This is a genomic window from Microbacterium sp. NPDC077184 (assembly GCF_040687055.1).
Lineage (GTDB): Bacteria > Actinomycetota > Actinomycetes > Actinomycetales > Microbacteriaceae > Microbacterium.
Map to the genome: position 1 here is coordinate 1 of NZ_JBFBMM010000008.1, position 15,451 is coordinate 15,451.

Annotated in this window: 12 protein-coding genes; 8 read left to right on the top strand and 4 right to left on the bottom strand. The window is 63.7% G+C overall.

Annotated features, from left to right (window positions below):
- Positions 1-408: 408 nt before the first annotated feature.
- The 4 genes from AB0O93_RS13615 to AB0O93_RS13630 are packed head-to-tail and all read left to right on the top strand — an operon-like array spanning position 409 to position 6,527.
- Positions 409-1,326, top strand: a complete 918-nt coding sequence (locus tag AB0O93_RS13615; protein WP_363344232.1) for a hypothetical protein — start codon at positions 409-411, stop codon at positions 1,324-1,326.
- On the top strand, positions 1,319-3,361 hold the full coding sequence (locus tag AB0O93_RS13620; RefSeq protein ID WP_363344234.1) for a Mu transposase C-terminal domain-containing protein: 2,043 nt from the start codon (positions 1,319-1,321) through the stop codon (positions 3,359-3,361). The genes AB0O93_RS13615 and AB0O93_RS13620 overlap by 8 nt, the downstream gene beginning before the upstream one ends.
- A complete protein-coding gene (locus AB0O93_RS13625; RefSeq protein WP_363344236.1) occupies positions 3,358-4,404 on the top strand; it encodes a TniB family NTP-binding protein in 1,047 nt (348 codons plus the stop codon). The genes AB0O93_RS13620 and AB0O93_RS13625 overlap by 4 nt, the downstream gene beginning before the upstream one ends.
- A complete protein-coding gene (locus AB0O93_RS13630) occupies positions 4,401-6,527 on the top strand; it encodes a zinc-ribbon domain-containing protein (RefSeq protein ID WP_363344238.1) in 2,127 nt (708 codons plus the stop codon). The genes AB0O93_RS13625 and AB0O93_RS13630 overlap by 4 nt, the downstream gene beginning before the upstream one ends.
- A gap of 61 nt (positions 6,528-6,588) precedes the next feature.
- Here the strand turns inward: AB0O93_RS13630 and AB0O93_RS13635 are convergent, their stop codons facing one another.
- The 3 genes from AB0O93_RS13635 to AB0O93_RS13645 form a co-directional block, all read right to left on the bottom strand.
- The gene (locus AB0O93_RS13635; RefSeq protein ID WP_363344240.1) at positions 6,589-6,852 is read right to left on the bottom strand and encodes a hypothetical protein; all 264 of its coding nucleotides are present in this window, start codon (positions 6,850-6,852) and stop codon (positions 6,589-6,591) included.
- Between the two features lie 14 nt (positions 6,853-6,866).
- Positions 6,867-7,625 carry a metallophosphoesterase gene (locus AB0O93_RS13640; protein WP_363344242.1) on the bottom strand — a complete coding sequence of 253 codons (759 nt, stop codon included), beginning with the start codon at positions 7,623-7,625 and terminating at the stop codon, positions 6,867-6,869.
- Between the two features lie 99 nt (positions 7,626-7,724).
- On the bottom strand, positions 7,725-8,120 hold the full coding sequence (locus AB0O93_RS13645; protein WP_363344244.1) for a hypothetical protein: 396 nt from the start codon (positions 8,118-8,120) through the stop codon (positions 7,725-7,727).
- A 61-nt stretch (positions 8,121-8,181) separates the two neighbouring features.
- On the opposite strand from AB0O93_RS13645, the gene AB0O93_RS13650 reads away from it, so the two are divergent.
- The 4 genes from AB0O93_RS13650 (at position 8,182) to AB0O93_RS13665 (ending at position 13,478) form a co-directional block, all read left to right on the top strand.
- A complete protein-coding gene (locus AB0O93_RS13650; protein WP_363344246.1) occupies positions 8,182-8,463 on the top strand; it encodes a helix-turn-helix transcriptional regulator in 282 nt (93 codons plus the stop codon).
- Positions 8,464-8,532: 69 nt separating this feature from the next.
- Positions 8,533-8,796, top strand: coding sequence for an antitoxin Xre/MbcA/ParS toxin-binding domain-containing protein (locus tag AB0O93_RS13655; RefSeq protein ID WP_363344248.1), 264 nt, complete (start codon positions 8,533-8,535; stop codon positions 8,794-8,796).
- 110 nt (positions 8,797-8,906) lie between these two features.
- Entirely contained in the window at positions 8,907-10,910 is a 2,004-nt protein-coding gene (locus tag AB0O93_RS13660) for a site-specific DNA-methyltransferase (RefSeq protein ID WP_363344250.1), read from the top strand.
- A gap of 3 nt (positions 10,911-10,913) precedes the next feature.
- Positions 10,914-13,478, top strand: a complete 2,565-nt coding sequence (locus tag AB0O93_RS13665) for a DEAD/DEAH box helicase family protein (protein WP_363344252.1) — start codon at positions 10,914-10,916, stop codon at positions 13,476-13,478.
- A gap of 10 nt (positions 13,479-13,488) precedes the next feature.
- Here AB0O93_RS13665 and AB0O93_RS13670 read toward each other — a convergent pair whose 3' ends face one another.
- Positions 13,489-15,345 carry a DUF262 domain-containing protein gene (locus AB0O93_RS13670; protein WP_363344254.1) on the bottom strand — a complete coding sequence of 619 codons (1,857 nt, stop codon included), beginning with the start codon at positions 15,343-15,345 and terminating at the stop codon, positions 13,489-13,491.
- Positions 15,346-15,451 lie beyond the last annotated feature (106 nt).

Below are 15,451 nucleotides of genomic sequence, written 5' to 3' on the forward strand. Positions count from 1 at the left end.
AAGAGGAGGTGGCGATCCCAGAACTGACCGCGGCATAATCACAACAGCTGACCCGCACGGTGTTGAGAAAATCCACCACACAGCGGGACGTCACCTCACCGGAGAAGATGCTCCGAGAATACAAGTAGCAAACACATGCCACCCGAATAATGATCAGTCCAGATTCCCCTGCGGGAGGTGCCATCAATCGCCCTGTTCCTCGCCGTGTGCGCTGGCGCCTCCCAAGGTCCGCCAGGCGGCCTGTCTCAGGAAAGTGTCACGACAAGGATGCCGCGCAACCCTCAGAAGTGTCCTTCCGGCGCGACACCTAGTGTCATCGAGTAGCGATACCGACATGCGTGTCGGGAACGCGTTCTCGTTGCACTTGAGGCCCTTTCGTTGCACTGGGCTCGGCTGACCTTGCACTGAATGCAGCGAAACGCCGACGCGGCTCCGACCGCTTCGCTCGCTCAACGGGAGCATCAGCACCAGGCACGCAGTGCTGCGGGCCCGGTGGGAGGCATCCTGGTGCGACCGGTCGACATCGCGAAGCGGATTACGACCAGACGCCGCTCTGTCGGCACCGAGCTGCACTGGGTGCCCCGCGTGAATGCCAACGGGCCCGGCGAGCACCAACAGCATGCCCTCGCCGACAGGAAGCTCGGCGCATTGGACTGGGCCGCGATCGATCCGACGCAGGTACGCACCTCCAAGGGCGTTCGGCATTACTTCACCGGCGCGCTCTACTTCTGGCAGCGCTCGCGCAGCCACGTGTGGTGCGAGTCGCAAGAGGAGCGTTGGGAGGTTCTGTGGCTGGACTATGGCGGCCAGGTGGACCTGCTGTGGTCGCAGCCGATGGCGATCGCGTTCGGGCACGGGTCGCGGCTGTCGGGCCACTGGCACATACCCGATCTCTTGGCGCAGTTCACGGACGGGAGCTACGGGCTGTTTGACGTTCGTCCGGCTGAGCTCGTTGATGAGCGGGCACGCCAGCAGTTCGAGGAGACGGCGAAGGTCTGCGACGCGCTCGGGTGGCACTACCGCGTGCTGACCGGACATGACCCGCTCGCGACGAGAAACCTCGACTGCATATCGGCATCCCGTCACGACCGCTGCAGGCCGACAGCTCGGGTTGAGGCGCTGATCGTGGATGCCGCGCGCGGGGGCAGAACGCGTGGCGAACTGTGCCGGATCGTATCGCCGGACTGCCCGCCACTCGCATGCGCTTGGGTCGACAACCTCGCGTGGCGAGGACTCCTCAAACTCGATCTCGCCGCGACGTTCAGCAGCGACACCGTCTTCACGACCTCGGAGCAAGTCCGGGAAGGAGCGTTGGCGAATGCCTGACGATCACAAGCTTCGGCTAGGCGATGCCGTCGAGATTGACGGTGAGACCTGGGTATGGGAGGGAGTGCGCCGCGGCACCGAGGCGAAGCTCCGCCGAGACGGGTCTGCTGACGACTGGCTGGTCCTCTCGGTGCCGGAACTGCTCGCGCACGCCGGGACCGCGCGCCGCGGCACCGATCTCCCTCTGCGACCGAGCGAGGGAGACTGGCCGAGCGACGTACGTGACATGGAGAAGCATCTGCTTGAGGCCTTCCGAGGAATACCCATGGATGCAACCGCCACCAGCCCGCGACCACTCTATGACCCGGCAGAGACGAGCCAGGAGCAGCGCATCGCTTCTAAAACCGCCGAGTTGGCGGGCACGTCGCTCTCACGATCTCGGCGCACGCTATACAACTTGTGGAGCGCGTACCAGGCTCACGGTGCCGCCGGCATTGATGCCCGCATGCACCGCAAGAGCAAGAAGCGGCTAGCCATTGCGAAGGCCGACCCGCGGCTCGTTGCCGTCATCGATCGCGCGCTCGACGATCGCAGGGACATGCCGACGAGCACCCGACGCCACTGCGCGCTGTTGGTGCGCCGAACGCTAGAGAGCATGTATCCCGGCGACACTGTCTGTGCCATCAAAGACGGCACGTTGCAGGGCTACATCAACGAGCGCGACGCCGGAAGATACAGCTTCGCCAAGGCAACAACTCGACGCACAGCTGCCAACAGCCCCGACCGTGCGTTCTTCTCTGGAAACGCGTCGCGTCTCGGCGCGGTTTGCGAGATCGACTCGACCAAGCTCGACGTGCAGGTATGGGACGACAAGGGGAACGTGTTCCGCCCGACGGCGACCGTGCTGTTCGACGTTGCGAGTCGAGTTCCCCTTGCGTGGGCTATCCACGCAGACGCGCCGAACGGTTTCGATCATGCCCTGCTTCTGGCGCGCGCCATCGTCGGACGCCGCGCCATTCCGGGCTCCCCGGCGGCGGTGCTATCGGGATCTGCAACTCTCCCCATCGAGCTGATGAAACGGGTGAACCCCTACCTCGACGATGACTCGCTGGCGGTCCCATGGATCTTCCCTCATGCGATCACCGTCGACGGGGGCGCCGACTACCGCTCCGCCACCTTCGAGGCAGCCTGCCGTGCATTCGGCATCACCCTTGTGCTGGCGCCACCCAACACGCCGACGGTGAAGCCGCACGTTGAGCGCAACTTCGGTACAACTTCGACGAGCTTTGCAACATGGCTGGCCGGCTCCACGGGTAACTCGGTGGCCAATCGTGGCAAGCGCGACGCGCCGACACTGACACTCGATTCACTACGCCTCGCGTTTGAAACGTGGATCACGACGGTCTACCTCAACACCCGACACGGCGGATTGAGATCGCCCTTATTTCCCGGCCGAGAGTGGACGCCCAACCAGATGTACGCGGCGCTGTTCGAGGTGGGTCCGGGCGTCCAACTGCCGTTCCGCGCCGAGGACTTCTTCGCATTGTTGCCCACCAAACCCCGCATCATCAGCAACGAGGGCATCGCGTTCCAGAACCGCACCTACGACTCGCCACTCCTCGCCGATCTCCGCGGACGGTCGATGACCGGGACAGCCTCACCCGGCTCGAGAACTGCCCGCAAGGTGGAAATCAGCTACGACCCGTACAACCTCAACGCCGTCTGGGTGCGCCATCCGGAGACAGACGAGTGGATCGAGTGCTGGGACACGGCGCTCGATGATCGATCGGCATGGATGGCCGCGGAGGCCGCGGTGAAGCTGGTCGAGCACTTCGGGGCTGGCGAGGGCGGCGAGACTCCGAAGACTGCAGAGTTCTTGGACTCTGTCGAACGGCGGGCGCGCAGCGACAAACGCGCCCGGAGCAAGCATCTCCGCGATCAAAGCGCTCGGGCGGAATCAGGCGACAGCGTTGACGGAGCTGCCGAGTCGACGCCGATCAAACTGCGGGATTGGGCCGCTCCAGTCGACGTAGACGACATCGACTGGCACTCGTCGGCATACGACATCGTCACTATCAAGGACATCCGCTCGTGATCGTCGAGCCGCTCATCCTGGATCACGACCGAAAGACCACCCTGCCGGGACTACGAGAGGCTTTCAACTCACTCCCGCCGCCTCCGCCGGCCCTCTCGTTCGCTGACTACGCTGCGCTGCGACCTGACGATCGCTCGGCGTATGACCAGGCACGCGACGACTTTCTGCGACTGACGCTGCGGGTGCCGACCCCCGAGCAAGACCTCAGTGCCGGCATCCTCGCCAAGCTCATCAGTTCCAATCCCCGTCGCAAGAACTCTCGCCGAGGACTCATGATCTCTGCGCCGATGTTCTACGGAAAGACCGAACTCGCCCTCCTTCTGGCTCGTTCCGTCGAGTATGAACACGCCAAGCGATACCCGGATTATGCCGACAACGGCGAAGTTCCTGTGGTCTGGGTAGAGATGACCGACCACGCGACCGGCAAGGCCCTGCTCGCGCAGATCGTCCGATTCGTCGCGCCGACTATCGTGCTGCCGAAGCACATCACCACCGACGAACTCCGGCACCGCGCCGTTGATCTGTTGCACCTCCACCGCACGAAGCTCCTCGTGATCGATGAAGCGCACAATCTCGGGGGCAGCGAGCCCTCCAGCGTCATTAAGGCGTTGCAGAACGAGTCCTCAACTACGGTGGCATTGGTCGGCATCAGCCTGGCCAGCGGAACGGCCTTCGGCAAGGGCGACGGTCTCCAGGTCACGATGCGATGCGACATGGTAGAGCTGCGTCGGGCTGACGAGACCGATACGGGGCGTGCACTGTGGGACCGCTGGGTCACGACATTCGATCGCAACCTCCCGCTCTGCGAACATACTCCTGGCACGTTGACGCGGAACGCCCGGGTCTTGCAGAAGGCCGCTGACGGGCGCCTCGCAGTACTCGCTCTGATCGTCGAACGGTTGGTCGCTTCGATTCTCGACGACCACCACCGGCGCGACGAGCAGGTCACGCGATACCGGCTCTTCACCGTCCTCGATGGCCTGCGCCGCACGACACCAGTCCGTCACCCGATAACGATCGAGGACTTGGTCGAGGCGGCGTGACGGACACTCGGGCATGGGCGATCCGGCCGAAGTGGCACCGGCTCGAGTCACCGCGCTCGTACGCGCGGCGTCAATCCCGTGCCGCGGGAATCCCGTTCGAGGACGTCGAGCGAGGGCTCACCTCCGAGAAGCAGCTGTACATCTACCGAGTGTGGAAGGACGAGGCCGCGGCCGCTGCCATTGTCGAGGCTGCCGCCGGACGGCCCGAAGGCCACTACCGTCGCCTGCGGGACATTGCACAGCCTGACCCATCCCTTACCTATCCCGAGCGCTTCCTCTGCCGCCTCTGCTCCGCTGGCGACTTTGTGGAGCAGATACCCCACGATCGCGAGAACTGGTGCCTTCGGCATCCAGGTCAGATGGTCTGGGCTGGCCCCGGAACGACGCCCGGCACGCAGCTGGTGGCAGAGCGCAGCGACCATCAAGCGAAGGCAGAGCGGCGATTTCGGCGCTTGGTCGCTTCAGGGCGCGTTGACCCGCGCCTGCACGCGCGGGTATGGGAGATGGTGCGCGACAACGCGTGGCTTACCCGACCAGAGGGATGGAAGCCGGAGCTGGCGCCGTTGGTGGAGGACCACGAAGGTCACGGACGCGCGGCGCTCTACCCCGAGATGGTGCGGGTTCTCGAGCTGCTCTCCGATTTGGCAACCGTCCACGAGTGGGTGGGGCTCCCCTCCACAGCGCTCCGCGACGCGATTGCTTCCTCGCTCCCTCTCGGCGGAGCACCTACCGACGTGCTGATTGAGCGGATCGTCCTCTGGCTGCGGCCACGGCGCCGCGAAGTCCGCCACACTCGCATCGACCCGTTGGACGTGCCGCTGGACCTCGTCGACACTCCGACGATCATCGACGTCACAGCGCCGTACCCGTTATGGATACAGCGCCGACCGCAGGCTGTCGCGGAGTGGAACTGGAGTCGCAATGATCAAGACCGCGACCCATGGGAGCCACGAGGAACCTCATACAAGGCGTGGTGGACGTGTGACGCGGGACACACCTGGCAGTCGACACCCTACGTGCGAGCGATAGCGGGCTGTCCCCACTGTGCTGGCCAAGCGCCCTGGCTGGGACAATCGGATCTCGCTTCCGAGTATCCCGCTGTGGCTGCCGAGTGGGATCGCACCCCTGGATCGAATGCGGGCGACCCAGACCATGTCGGCGCGCGCTCCAACCGCCGCGTCAACTGGGTCTGCGGTGAAGGTCACCGGTGGACGGCAACGATAGCCAATCGCACGCGGAATGGCTCCGGGTGCCCGTTCTGCGCCGGGAACCGGGCTGTCCCGGGACAGACCGACCTCGCAACGGTTCGACCTGACCTCGCGTTGGAATGGGATTTCGAGCGAAACGGTGACCTCACGCCGAATGTCGTCGGTGCCTTCTCCGCCATGAAGGTCTGGTGGACAGGCGAGTGCGGCCACCGGTGGGACGCGGCGATCAACAATCGCTCGAGCGGCCAAGGTTGCCCGATGTGTGCTGGCAAGCGGGCCATCACCGGGGTAACGGACCTGGCGACAGTCCGACCCGACCTCGCTGGGCAGTGGCATTCCAGCAACAAGCTGCGGCCGGACGAGGTCGTTCCGGGCTCGGGAAAGAAGGTGGTCTGGCAGTGCGCAGAGGGGCACACATGGACGGCTGCGATCTATCGGCGGCACGTCCTCGGCACGGGATGCCCGTTTTGCTTCGGAAGATACGTCATCGTCGGCAAGACCGACCTTGCCACGGTTCGGCCCGACTTGGTAAGCGAGTGGGACGCCTCGAACGCGCGCAAGCCGACCGAGGTGCCCGCGGGTTCGAAGCAACGCGCGCTGTGGAACTGTAAGCACGGGCACCAATGGGAGGCTGTGATCGCAAGCCGAACCGGTCGCCGGGCCTGTGGCTGCCCCCACTGCTACGGTCGTCGCGCCGTTCCGGGAACGACCGATCTGGCGACCTTGAGACCTGACCTCGCTGCGGAGTGGGACGTCAGCAATAGGTCGCGACCCGAACGTGTGAAACCAACCTCTCAGGCCAAAGTCTTGTGGCGGTGTTCGAGCGATCATGTCTGGGAGGCGTCGGTGGTCAGCCGCGTGAACGGGCTCGAATGCCCTCGCTGCGACAGGGTCGTCAACATGCTGGATGGCTAAACGAATCGAGCCACGACCAGCTCGGTTTGCTCGGACGGCGATCCACGCTGTCGGCAGCTGTCTACCTGCGACCCGCTGCCTTGGACCGCCCGGCACGATCGGCGATGCGCCGATACGCATCCTCATCGAGCAGATCGAGGGTGTAGGCATACTGCACCGCGTCAAAGCTGTTCGGCCGGGATTCCCAGTCATCCGTGAGGCCCCGAGTTCGGTGCTGCGGTTCGAACTGCCACGTCAGCAAGACGGCGACGAGATCGTCCCCCGAGATTTCGCCGTCCCGCGCACGCCGGACGAGGTCCATGGCCGTCGCGGGCGCGTTTGTCACGTCGCCTCCGTCAGTCAACGCGCGCTCCCTCGCCGATCGTCCAGATCTGGCGTGTCGAGGGGCGGGAGTTCGACCCCGAACCGCTCTGCGACCTCGGCCAGCGGTGTTTCGTCCTCCATCGCGATCCTCTCCCGTACGATCGCAACGATCTCGTCGTCCTCGCGGCGGAGGTCGTCAAGCCAGGCGTCAATTACCCAGAACGGGATAGGCGCGTACGCGAAAGCGTCGATGCCGACATGGAACTGATTTCCTACAGGCCCGTTCCATCGATCATGGGTATGACCATGCAGCAACGGGGTGCCGTGATCGATAGGGCGATGCGACGCGTGCCGGTCTTGCTCCTGGGTGTCGCCGGAGTACGGGTAGTGGGATGCGAGAAGTCGGACGCCACGTCGGGCACCCTCAATGACTTCCGGCAGAACGGTCCAGCCCGCCTGTTCGTAGAGTGGCGTAAATCGCTCGATCGCAGACGGGGACTGCGTCGCGGGCGACACTCGGTCGTGGTTACCTGGCACGAGGAACTTGCGCCCATTGAGCTGCGCGGTCAGGGGCATTGACTCGGCGATCGGGCCGAGCGCGACATCGCCCAAGTGCAGAACTACGTCGTCGGGACCGACCGCCTCATTCCAACGGCGGATCAGCTCGGAGTCCATCTGTTCGACCGATTCGAACGGACGACCGGCGAGCTCGCTGATGCGCGCATGACTGAAGTGCGTGTCCGACGTGACGAAGTCGACCTGGTCGAAGTCGAACGTCGGATATTCCTTCTGCAACTCGAACCCCCTCTCCCATTCCCCCAATCCGGCCCCCTCACAGCCGGGCGTCTTGGATGGCAGCCTCCAATTGTCCAACGCGCCGTTGGACCATGCGCGCTATCGCCTCGCGGACGTAATTTCACCAGCCATGAGGGCCGGGCTGCCGGGGCGAACCACCAGGTCCACTCCAGCGACGAAGCTGATGGCGCCTAATCGGCACCAATAGAGCAGAAGCCAGTCCCGAACAAGCTGCAGTTGCGCCGACTGCGCTGACAGGGGCCTGCCGCGATCGTCGATCACAATGAGCCAGTCGGCCGGCTCGAACATCGAGTCCAGCAGCTCATCGGCGGTCGGACCTTCTGCGTGCTCATCCCACCACGCACAGGTTGTCTCGTACGCGTGCAGAGCAGTGGGGGCGCCGTTCGGCTCGCCGACGAGGCTGATGAGTACCTCGAGGAAGGGATCGCGGACAGCCATCTGAAACGACTCGACCTCGACGAGTTGCGTCGCCATGCGAGCAGAATGCCAGATAGATCGAGCCATTCTCAGCATGCCTCGCCGTCAGCCTGGGATGGTGCGTAGTCCTCTGGCCTTTCCGTCAGGCTGGGACAAGTACGTCGGAGAGATCGGCGCGAATATCCACCGGCTCCGCATTGCGCGCGGATACAGCCAGGATCGCGTCGCGTACGAGGCGAACCTCAGCCGTTACACGTACCAGCAGCTCGAGCGCGGGCGGTCTAGCCCCCAGCGAACGTCCAATCCCAGGTTGATGACCCTTCTCGCTATCGCGCAGGTGTTGGAGGTTCCGCTCGACGACCTCCTCCCGGACGCCATGCCAGACCTCACTGCCCGCTGAGAGCCGCGCCAAAGGCGTCAAGCGACTACGAGACTGACGGTGCCTCCTCGTGTCCGATAGGTTCGGCCCATGAGCGACGGCAGCGGCGGAGTAGCGTTCGGCCATGATGCCGCGCGACTGGGGCGGGACCTCGTGGCGCAAGGCATCGCGTCCGATGTGGAGGCGGTCCGAGAGCGCCTCTCGATTCTCTGGACTGATCCCGCCATCGACGTCTGGTTGACGAGCGCCAACGCGCATCTGGACGGCGCGCGCCCGACCGACGTGCTGGCGCTCAACGGGCTAGAGACCGTCATGGAAGCCATCGACATCGAGGTAGCCGGCGGCTCTCGGTGAACCGCCTGGAGCAGGGCCGAGAAGTGTTCGAGATTGCCAGCGCGCGCCTCCAATCTGACACTGCGATAGCCCGCACGATTGAGATCGGCGGCGCCGGTACGGTGTAACTCGTGGCCCATGTTGACAACCTCATCGAGCGAATCGCTGACCCCCATCTCCGGGCGCAGATCGCCGAAGAGGTGGCGAAGCTCGTCGAGCGCAAGGACTTCGGCCTCGTCTTTCAGCGCCACCTTCCGGAGGACCTTGAGGTTCCCGGAACCCGGCCGCGGCGCGGCGATGTCGTGCGACTTCGTGCCGATACCGACAAACAGAACTATGTCGTGCTCTCGGTCAGGGGCGGCGCCGCGTCGGTCATTGCCGTGGACGCGGCGAAGCAGACAATCGAAGGGAGAGAACCCGCGACTCACGCCTTCGACGACCTCGTCGTTGTCAAAGACTTCAGCGTCCCGATCTATCCCGGCCTGGAGGCCCTCGGCGAGATCAGTCGAGGAGGCGACAAGCCGACACACGTCGTGATCGAGGGCGAGAACTACTATGCGCTCGAGACTCTGCTCTACACCCACGAGAGCAAGGTCGATCTGATCTACATCGACCCGCCCTACAACACCGGCGCGGATGACTGGATCTACAACGACCGGTTCGTTGCGAGCACTGACGCGTACAGGCATTCGAAATGGTTGTCGTTCATGGAGCGACGGCTCATCCACGCCAAGCGACTTCTGACGGACACCGGGGTGATCATTGTCGCGATCGGAGACGACGAGCACCACCGGCTGCGGATGCTCCTCGATCAGATATATGGCGAGCAGAACTTCGTCGGAAACATCGTGTGGCAAGGAGGAGGGTCGTCACTTTCACGGTTCCACGCGGGTGGAATCGACTACATGCTCGTATACGCGCGCGACATGTCGGCTCTCACCGATTCCGGCGTGCGCTGGAAAGTTGAGAAAGACGGCCTACAAGACGTTCTCGACGCAGCTGCTGAGGCATGGGAGAAGTCCGAGCACGACTCCGAAGCTGCGTCCCGCCTGCTGTCGTCGTGGTGGAACCGAAACAAGTCCAGGTACGATCCCGGGCTGGGCGACAACGTCAAGGTCGACAGCGACGGAACCGCCATCAAGGTTGGTGACCTGAGCAACAGCTTGCCAAGGCCCAACCTTCGCTATTCGATCACAGATCCTGCGACAGGCGTCGTCTACGAACCTCCAGAGAACGGATGGCGCTTCAAACGCGAGTTGATGGACGAGATGATCGCCAACAACCGCGTCCTGTTCGGAGTACGCCCTCGACTGAAGACACCGCTCCGCGACATGTCGATGCGGAGTGTGATGCCGAGCTTCTACAAAGATCGGCGCTCAGCAAGTCAGCACTTGAGTTCCGTCCTCGGATCGAAGGAGTTCCCTTTTCCGAAGGATGTAGACGTCCTCGCGCGGTGGATCTCCATCGCCACTCAACGATCGGCCGACGCTGTAGTACTCGACTTCTTCGCGGGCACGGGATCGACCGTGGAAGCCGTAATGCGTCTGAATGCGCAGGATGGCGGCCAGCGACAGGCAATTGTTGTCACGAACAATGAACTCTCCTCGAAGGCAGCCGCTAGTCTGCGGGCCGGGGGCCACCGCCCTGGTGACCCCGAGTGGGAAGCGCAGGGCGTCTCCGCGAAGGTCACCCGACCCCGCATTGAGACGGTTGTATCCGGCGTTCGAGCCGACGGCTCAGTCTTCTCAGCCGGACATGATGAGAACGTCGCCTTCTTCAAACTCACGTACGAGGACGAGAACCTCGTTGCGCTCGGGCGCCGGTTCGACGCGGTAGCGCCGCTGTTGTGGCTGAAGGCAGGCGGCGTCGGGCCAGTCGTCAGGCGGCGCGGTGAAGCGTTGTGGGCGCTCCCGAGTGGTGCACGCTATGGGGTGCTGTTCGCGCCTGCGCACGCGAAGGCCTTTACTGAGTTGATCACTGTCCACGACCGCGACCTGCATCACCTCTTCGTGGTTACGGACTCCGAGAGCGAGTTTCAGGAAGCCGTGGCCTACCTGCCACCCGAACTGCGGCTCGAGACGACGAGGCTGTATGCCGACTACTTGCGCTCCTTCGAGATCAATGGAAAGGGCTGAGGCGTGAAGTTCCACCTCCTCGACTTTCAGCGCACCGCATCAGAGGCACTGATCACGGAGATCAAGAAGGCGCAAGCGCGCTACGACAACGACTCGGAACTTCTCGGCGCCGTCGTGTTGGAAGCGGCAACGGGAGCCGGAAAGACGGTGATCGCAACGTCGGTCATTGAGCAGCTGATCTTCGGGTCTGACTTCACGGATCCCATCGACGGGACCACCATCCTGTGGGTGACGAACGATCCGAGCCTCAACGCCCAGACCGCGCGCAAGATGCAGGAGGCCAGCGAGAAGATCAGCGACATTCGCCTTATCGGGCAGGGCGCCTCGTTCGACGAGGAGTACTTCGAGGCAGGCGCCATCTACTTCCTCAACACACAAGCCGCTTCGACATCTGCGCGCATCACCAAACGGTCCGACAATCAGCGGTACACGATCTGGCAGACGATCGCGAACACCGTGCGGTTGCGCGGGAGCCGCTTCCTGGTGGTCGTCGACGAGGCGCACTACGGAGTGACGGAGAAGCCGGGCGGCTCTCCGACCGTCGTGAACAAGATCATCAACGGCGAGGTCCCGATCCCCGTCTTCGTCGGGATCTCGGCCACCGCGCAGCGTCTGAACAAGGCACTTGAGCAGCAGAATCGGTTCCGGAAGAACTACGTCGTTCCGATCGAGAAGGTCCGTGACTCCGGGCTCGTCAAGGACCGGATCGTGCTGGCGCCGGCGGCTGTGCAAGGAGAGGTCACCGCGGACACGACGTTCGTTCGTCTGGCGGTGCAGAAGACACTGGAGTTCGAGCAGCGTTGGGCGTCTTACGCGGAGCAGCAGGGGGAGGCCGCGGTGAAGCCGGCGCTTGTGGTTCAACTCCCCGATGAACGTTCCGACGATGGCGAGTTCCTCGAGCTCGTGCGAGCAGTGATCGATGCCATCACCCAGGAGTGGCCCGGGCTCGTCGCGTCGAACATCGTGCACACGTTCGCCGAACGTGCCCCGATCGACCTCGGACCGCATCGGGCGGTGCGCTACATGCCCCCGCAGGACATCCAAGACGCGACTCACGTGCGTGTCGTGCTGGCGAAGAATGCGATCACGACCGGTTGGGACTGTCCTCGCGCGGAGGTGCTCGTCTCACTCCGTGCGTCGGTTGACTACACGCCGATCGCGCAGTTGATCGGTCGGATCGTTCGTCAGCCGCTCGCCAGGCGGATCGCGTCAGATGAGTCGCTGAACCGCGTCCAGGCGTACCTCCCACGGTTCGACCGAAACACGGTCATGCAGGTCGTTGGCCAGTTCGCCGGAGGGGAGGCGGGAGCGACCGCAGAGGTCGTGCGCCTGACGCTCGACTACCACGCGCCCAGCGGGATGGAGGCGGCGTTGAAGGTGCTCGCTGAGCTGCCCACCTATGTGATCCCCTCGCAGTCATCCGCACCGGATGTTCGGCGCCTCCATGCGCTGGCGACACTGCTCGAGAACGATGGGGTCCGGCCGAATGCTGCCGCCCACGCTCGCGCATTCCTCAATGGCAAGCTCGACGATGAACGAGGCAAGCTAGACGCCTCCGGAGAACTCGAGTCGAAGCGTGAGGCGGTGTCTAGCGCGTCGGTGTTCGAACTGCTGACCTCGATCGACGGGTCTGTCATCGATGGCGAGCGACTCGTGACCGGCACCCGCCTCGACGCCAAGAACATTGATGATGTCTTCAAGCGCGCGAGCCGCGCGCTCAAGGACGGCACCGCCGAGGCGTATTGGGCCTACCTTGTCGATAAGGATCCCGACGAGGACCCGATCGAAGCGAAGATCACGGTCGCAGCTCTCGCGCTCACCGAGCACGTCGTGGATAACGTCGAGACCGCGGCGGCATCGCTCGTTGCTGATTGGTTCAAGCAGCATGCGAAGGCAATTTCCCTTCTCCCCGAGGCTGACCGGTCGCGTTACGCGCGTATTCAGGCGGAAGCGAAGGAACCAGCGCGCCGCCCCGGCATCATCATCGATGGGACGATCGAGGACGCAGTCTCGATCCGGATGGAGCCCGACTCATCCGACACACAACTCCGCGCCGACATCCGTGACGATGAAGCAAACCGCTGGCCGAAGCACCTCTATCAGGACGGCGACGGTCGCTATTGGAAGCAGCCGACTGCGACCGACGGGCTCGAGCGGAAGGTGCTCACAACCGAACTCGAGGAACCCACCCTCGTGGCTTGGTACCGCAACCCGACTGGCGGCGACCGAGCGCTGTGCATCCCCTACCGCGACAGCGGAACGGGGTCTTGGGCCCGACTCTTCCCCGATTTCGTGACGTTCCACGATGTCGGTGGCGGCATCCGACCGACGATCATCGATCCGCACGGCATTCACTTCGGGGACTCGGCCGACAAGCTGAGGGGCTATCTCGACTATGCCGACGACCACGCGGTCGAGTACCGCGCGATTTGGCCCATCACGCAGATCGAGGGGAAGACGCTCTTGCTATCCGTTCATGACGCCGCGACGCGCAGCACCGTGCGCGCTGCCCTCGATGCCGGCGAGAGCGTTGAGGCCATCTTCCGGTCGCACGGGATCGCGTACTGAACGCAGCCCCTCAATCGTCGAGGTCACCCTCTCCAAGCTCCGCGTCGATGTCAGTCGAGCGCCGCGACTCGAACGTCGGCGCCGTGCGAACCTGCGTCTGCAGCTTGTCCTTGATTCGCGCAATGAGCAGATCGCGTCGCGCGTCGTAGAAGTCTAGGAAGCTGTCGACGTCGTGCGGCAGAACGCTCGGCAGAGCATTGGCCTTCACAAATGCCGCGTGCTCATCGGCTCCGGGGTAGTGCTCGACCACCCAGGAGTCCGGCGCCGTGTCGGACTTGCCGATGTTCTCTGGGCCCGGCAGCAGTTCCAAGTTCGGCAGCAGGTCTCGCCTGCCGACAAGCTCCTCCACAAGCTCATCGCTGTAGCGGCGAACGCCTTCGGGAGACCTCACCGTCTTCAGCGCACGTGCATCGAGTTGTGCCTGTGGGAATACGTGATCGACGTGATACTGCATTCGCGTGTCGACGTGATCGAAGAGAGTTGCCAGCACAGCCCACGTTCGTCCGCCGCCGTAGGCGAGACCGAGAATGTCTTCGATGAGCGCGTCGGTCACTTCGAGCGACTTTCCCCGTCGCGCCATCACTTGCTCGATCGTGGCCAGTGGGAATGCCTCCGCGCCGTCGCTCCGCAGCACTTCGCGGAGATCGCGCAAGAGCGTGTCAAGGCCCGATCCCCACACCCCGCGGACAATCAGCGAACGCAGCACCCACGAGCGCAACGCGGCGCGATCCTCGCGATCCTCCTTCTTGTCGGAGACGCGGTATGACGGCGTGAGCCCTCGGCGATGCACGTAATACGCGACCGGGATGAGCACGCTATCGGCAGTCAACGTGCCGCCGGACAAGCCGAAGTCCGCGAGCAGCTCGGCCGCGATGCGCAGCGAGGTGCTGATGTCATCCCACCTCGACTCAAGGCGAGCCATGTTGGCAGTGGTGAAGTTCTTCACCTTGAAGCCGACATCTCCGACATCGGCCAGCACGAGCCCGGACTTCAGCACCGTGTCCTGTGAGAAGTCGAACCCCTGACCGGTGGTGTTCAGCGCATCCACCAGGTCGTGGACGGCCGCGCGAGCATCCTTCTCCTTCCATTGTGCAGTTGCGATCGACATCAGCAGATCGCTGTAGGAGAGAACGGTGCCTCCCGAGTTCACACGGACGAAGATGTCTAGAACGCGCTCGATGTCCTGGTCAGTCTCCTCGTAGAAGTGCAGGCTCTGGTTGTGGTGGACCTCCTGCCACAGCAGGCTGATCATCTCGACAGCTTTGGCCTCGTTGCCAACGCCGTACTTCACAGGGATCTGCGCCATCTGGTAGGCCTCGCTGGCGTCGAAGATGTCGCTCACGGGGAACCACTTTTTCGTGTCGTCCTCAGCGCCTTGCGTGATCTGCTCCTTCGTGAGGAACGCAAGGTGGTACTTGAGGCCAGCCTCGTTCTCGGGCGCCTCGCCAAGCAGGTTCAGGTAAAGCCGTCGCTCGGGAAATGACCACGCCTTGTTCGCCCATGCACGCGGATTGCGGTAAGCGTAGGTGCCCCGCAGTCCGATGTTCAGCGACGTGAGCCTCTGCTGACCGTCGAGAACAGCGATCACCTCGCGGTCGGTCGGGATATCGACCACCGGGTTGTGCTTCTTGTCGTAGCCGCTGTAGTCCTTCAAGAACCCGTAGAACTTGAATGCGCCAACCGTTTCCGGCGCGACCTTCCAAGACAGGAAGCTGCCGACCGGGTATCCGCGAAGAACCGAGTCGAAGATCTTGATGACCTGCGACGGCTTCCACACGTACTCACGCTGGATCGCGGGGAGGATCAACTCGTTCTTCTGGATCAGCTTCAGCGCGGTAGCGATCGTCATCGGTTCTTTGTGGCCCACGCGGAAACACTATCGATGAGGGCGGACGGTCCCACGATCAAACTGGCGAGGGCGACGACCAATCGAATGGGCTTCTTGATGCTGCCACGTCCGTCACGACGAGGAA

Coding starts and splice junctions, on each gene's coding strand:
- AB0O93_RS13615 (WP_363344232.1), top strand. CDS start 409: ATGCAGCGAAACGCCGACGCGGCTCCGACCGCTTCGCTCGCTCAACGG.
- AB0O93_RS13620 (WP_363344234.1), top strand. CDS start 1,319: ATGCCTGACGATCACAAGCTTCGGCTAGGCGATGCCGTCGAGATTGAC.
- AB0O93_RS13645 (WP_363344244.1), bottom strand. CDS start 8,120: ATGGCGACGCAACTCGTCGAGGTCGAGTCGTTTCAGATGGCTGTCCGC.
- AB0O93_RS13655 (WP_363344248.1), top strand. CDS start 8,533: ATGAGCGACGGCAGCGGCGGAGTAGCGTTCGGCCATGATGCCGCGCGA.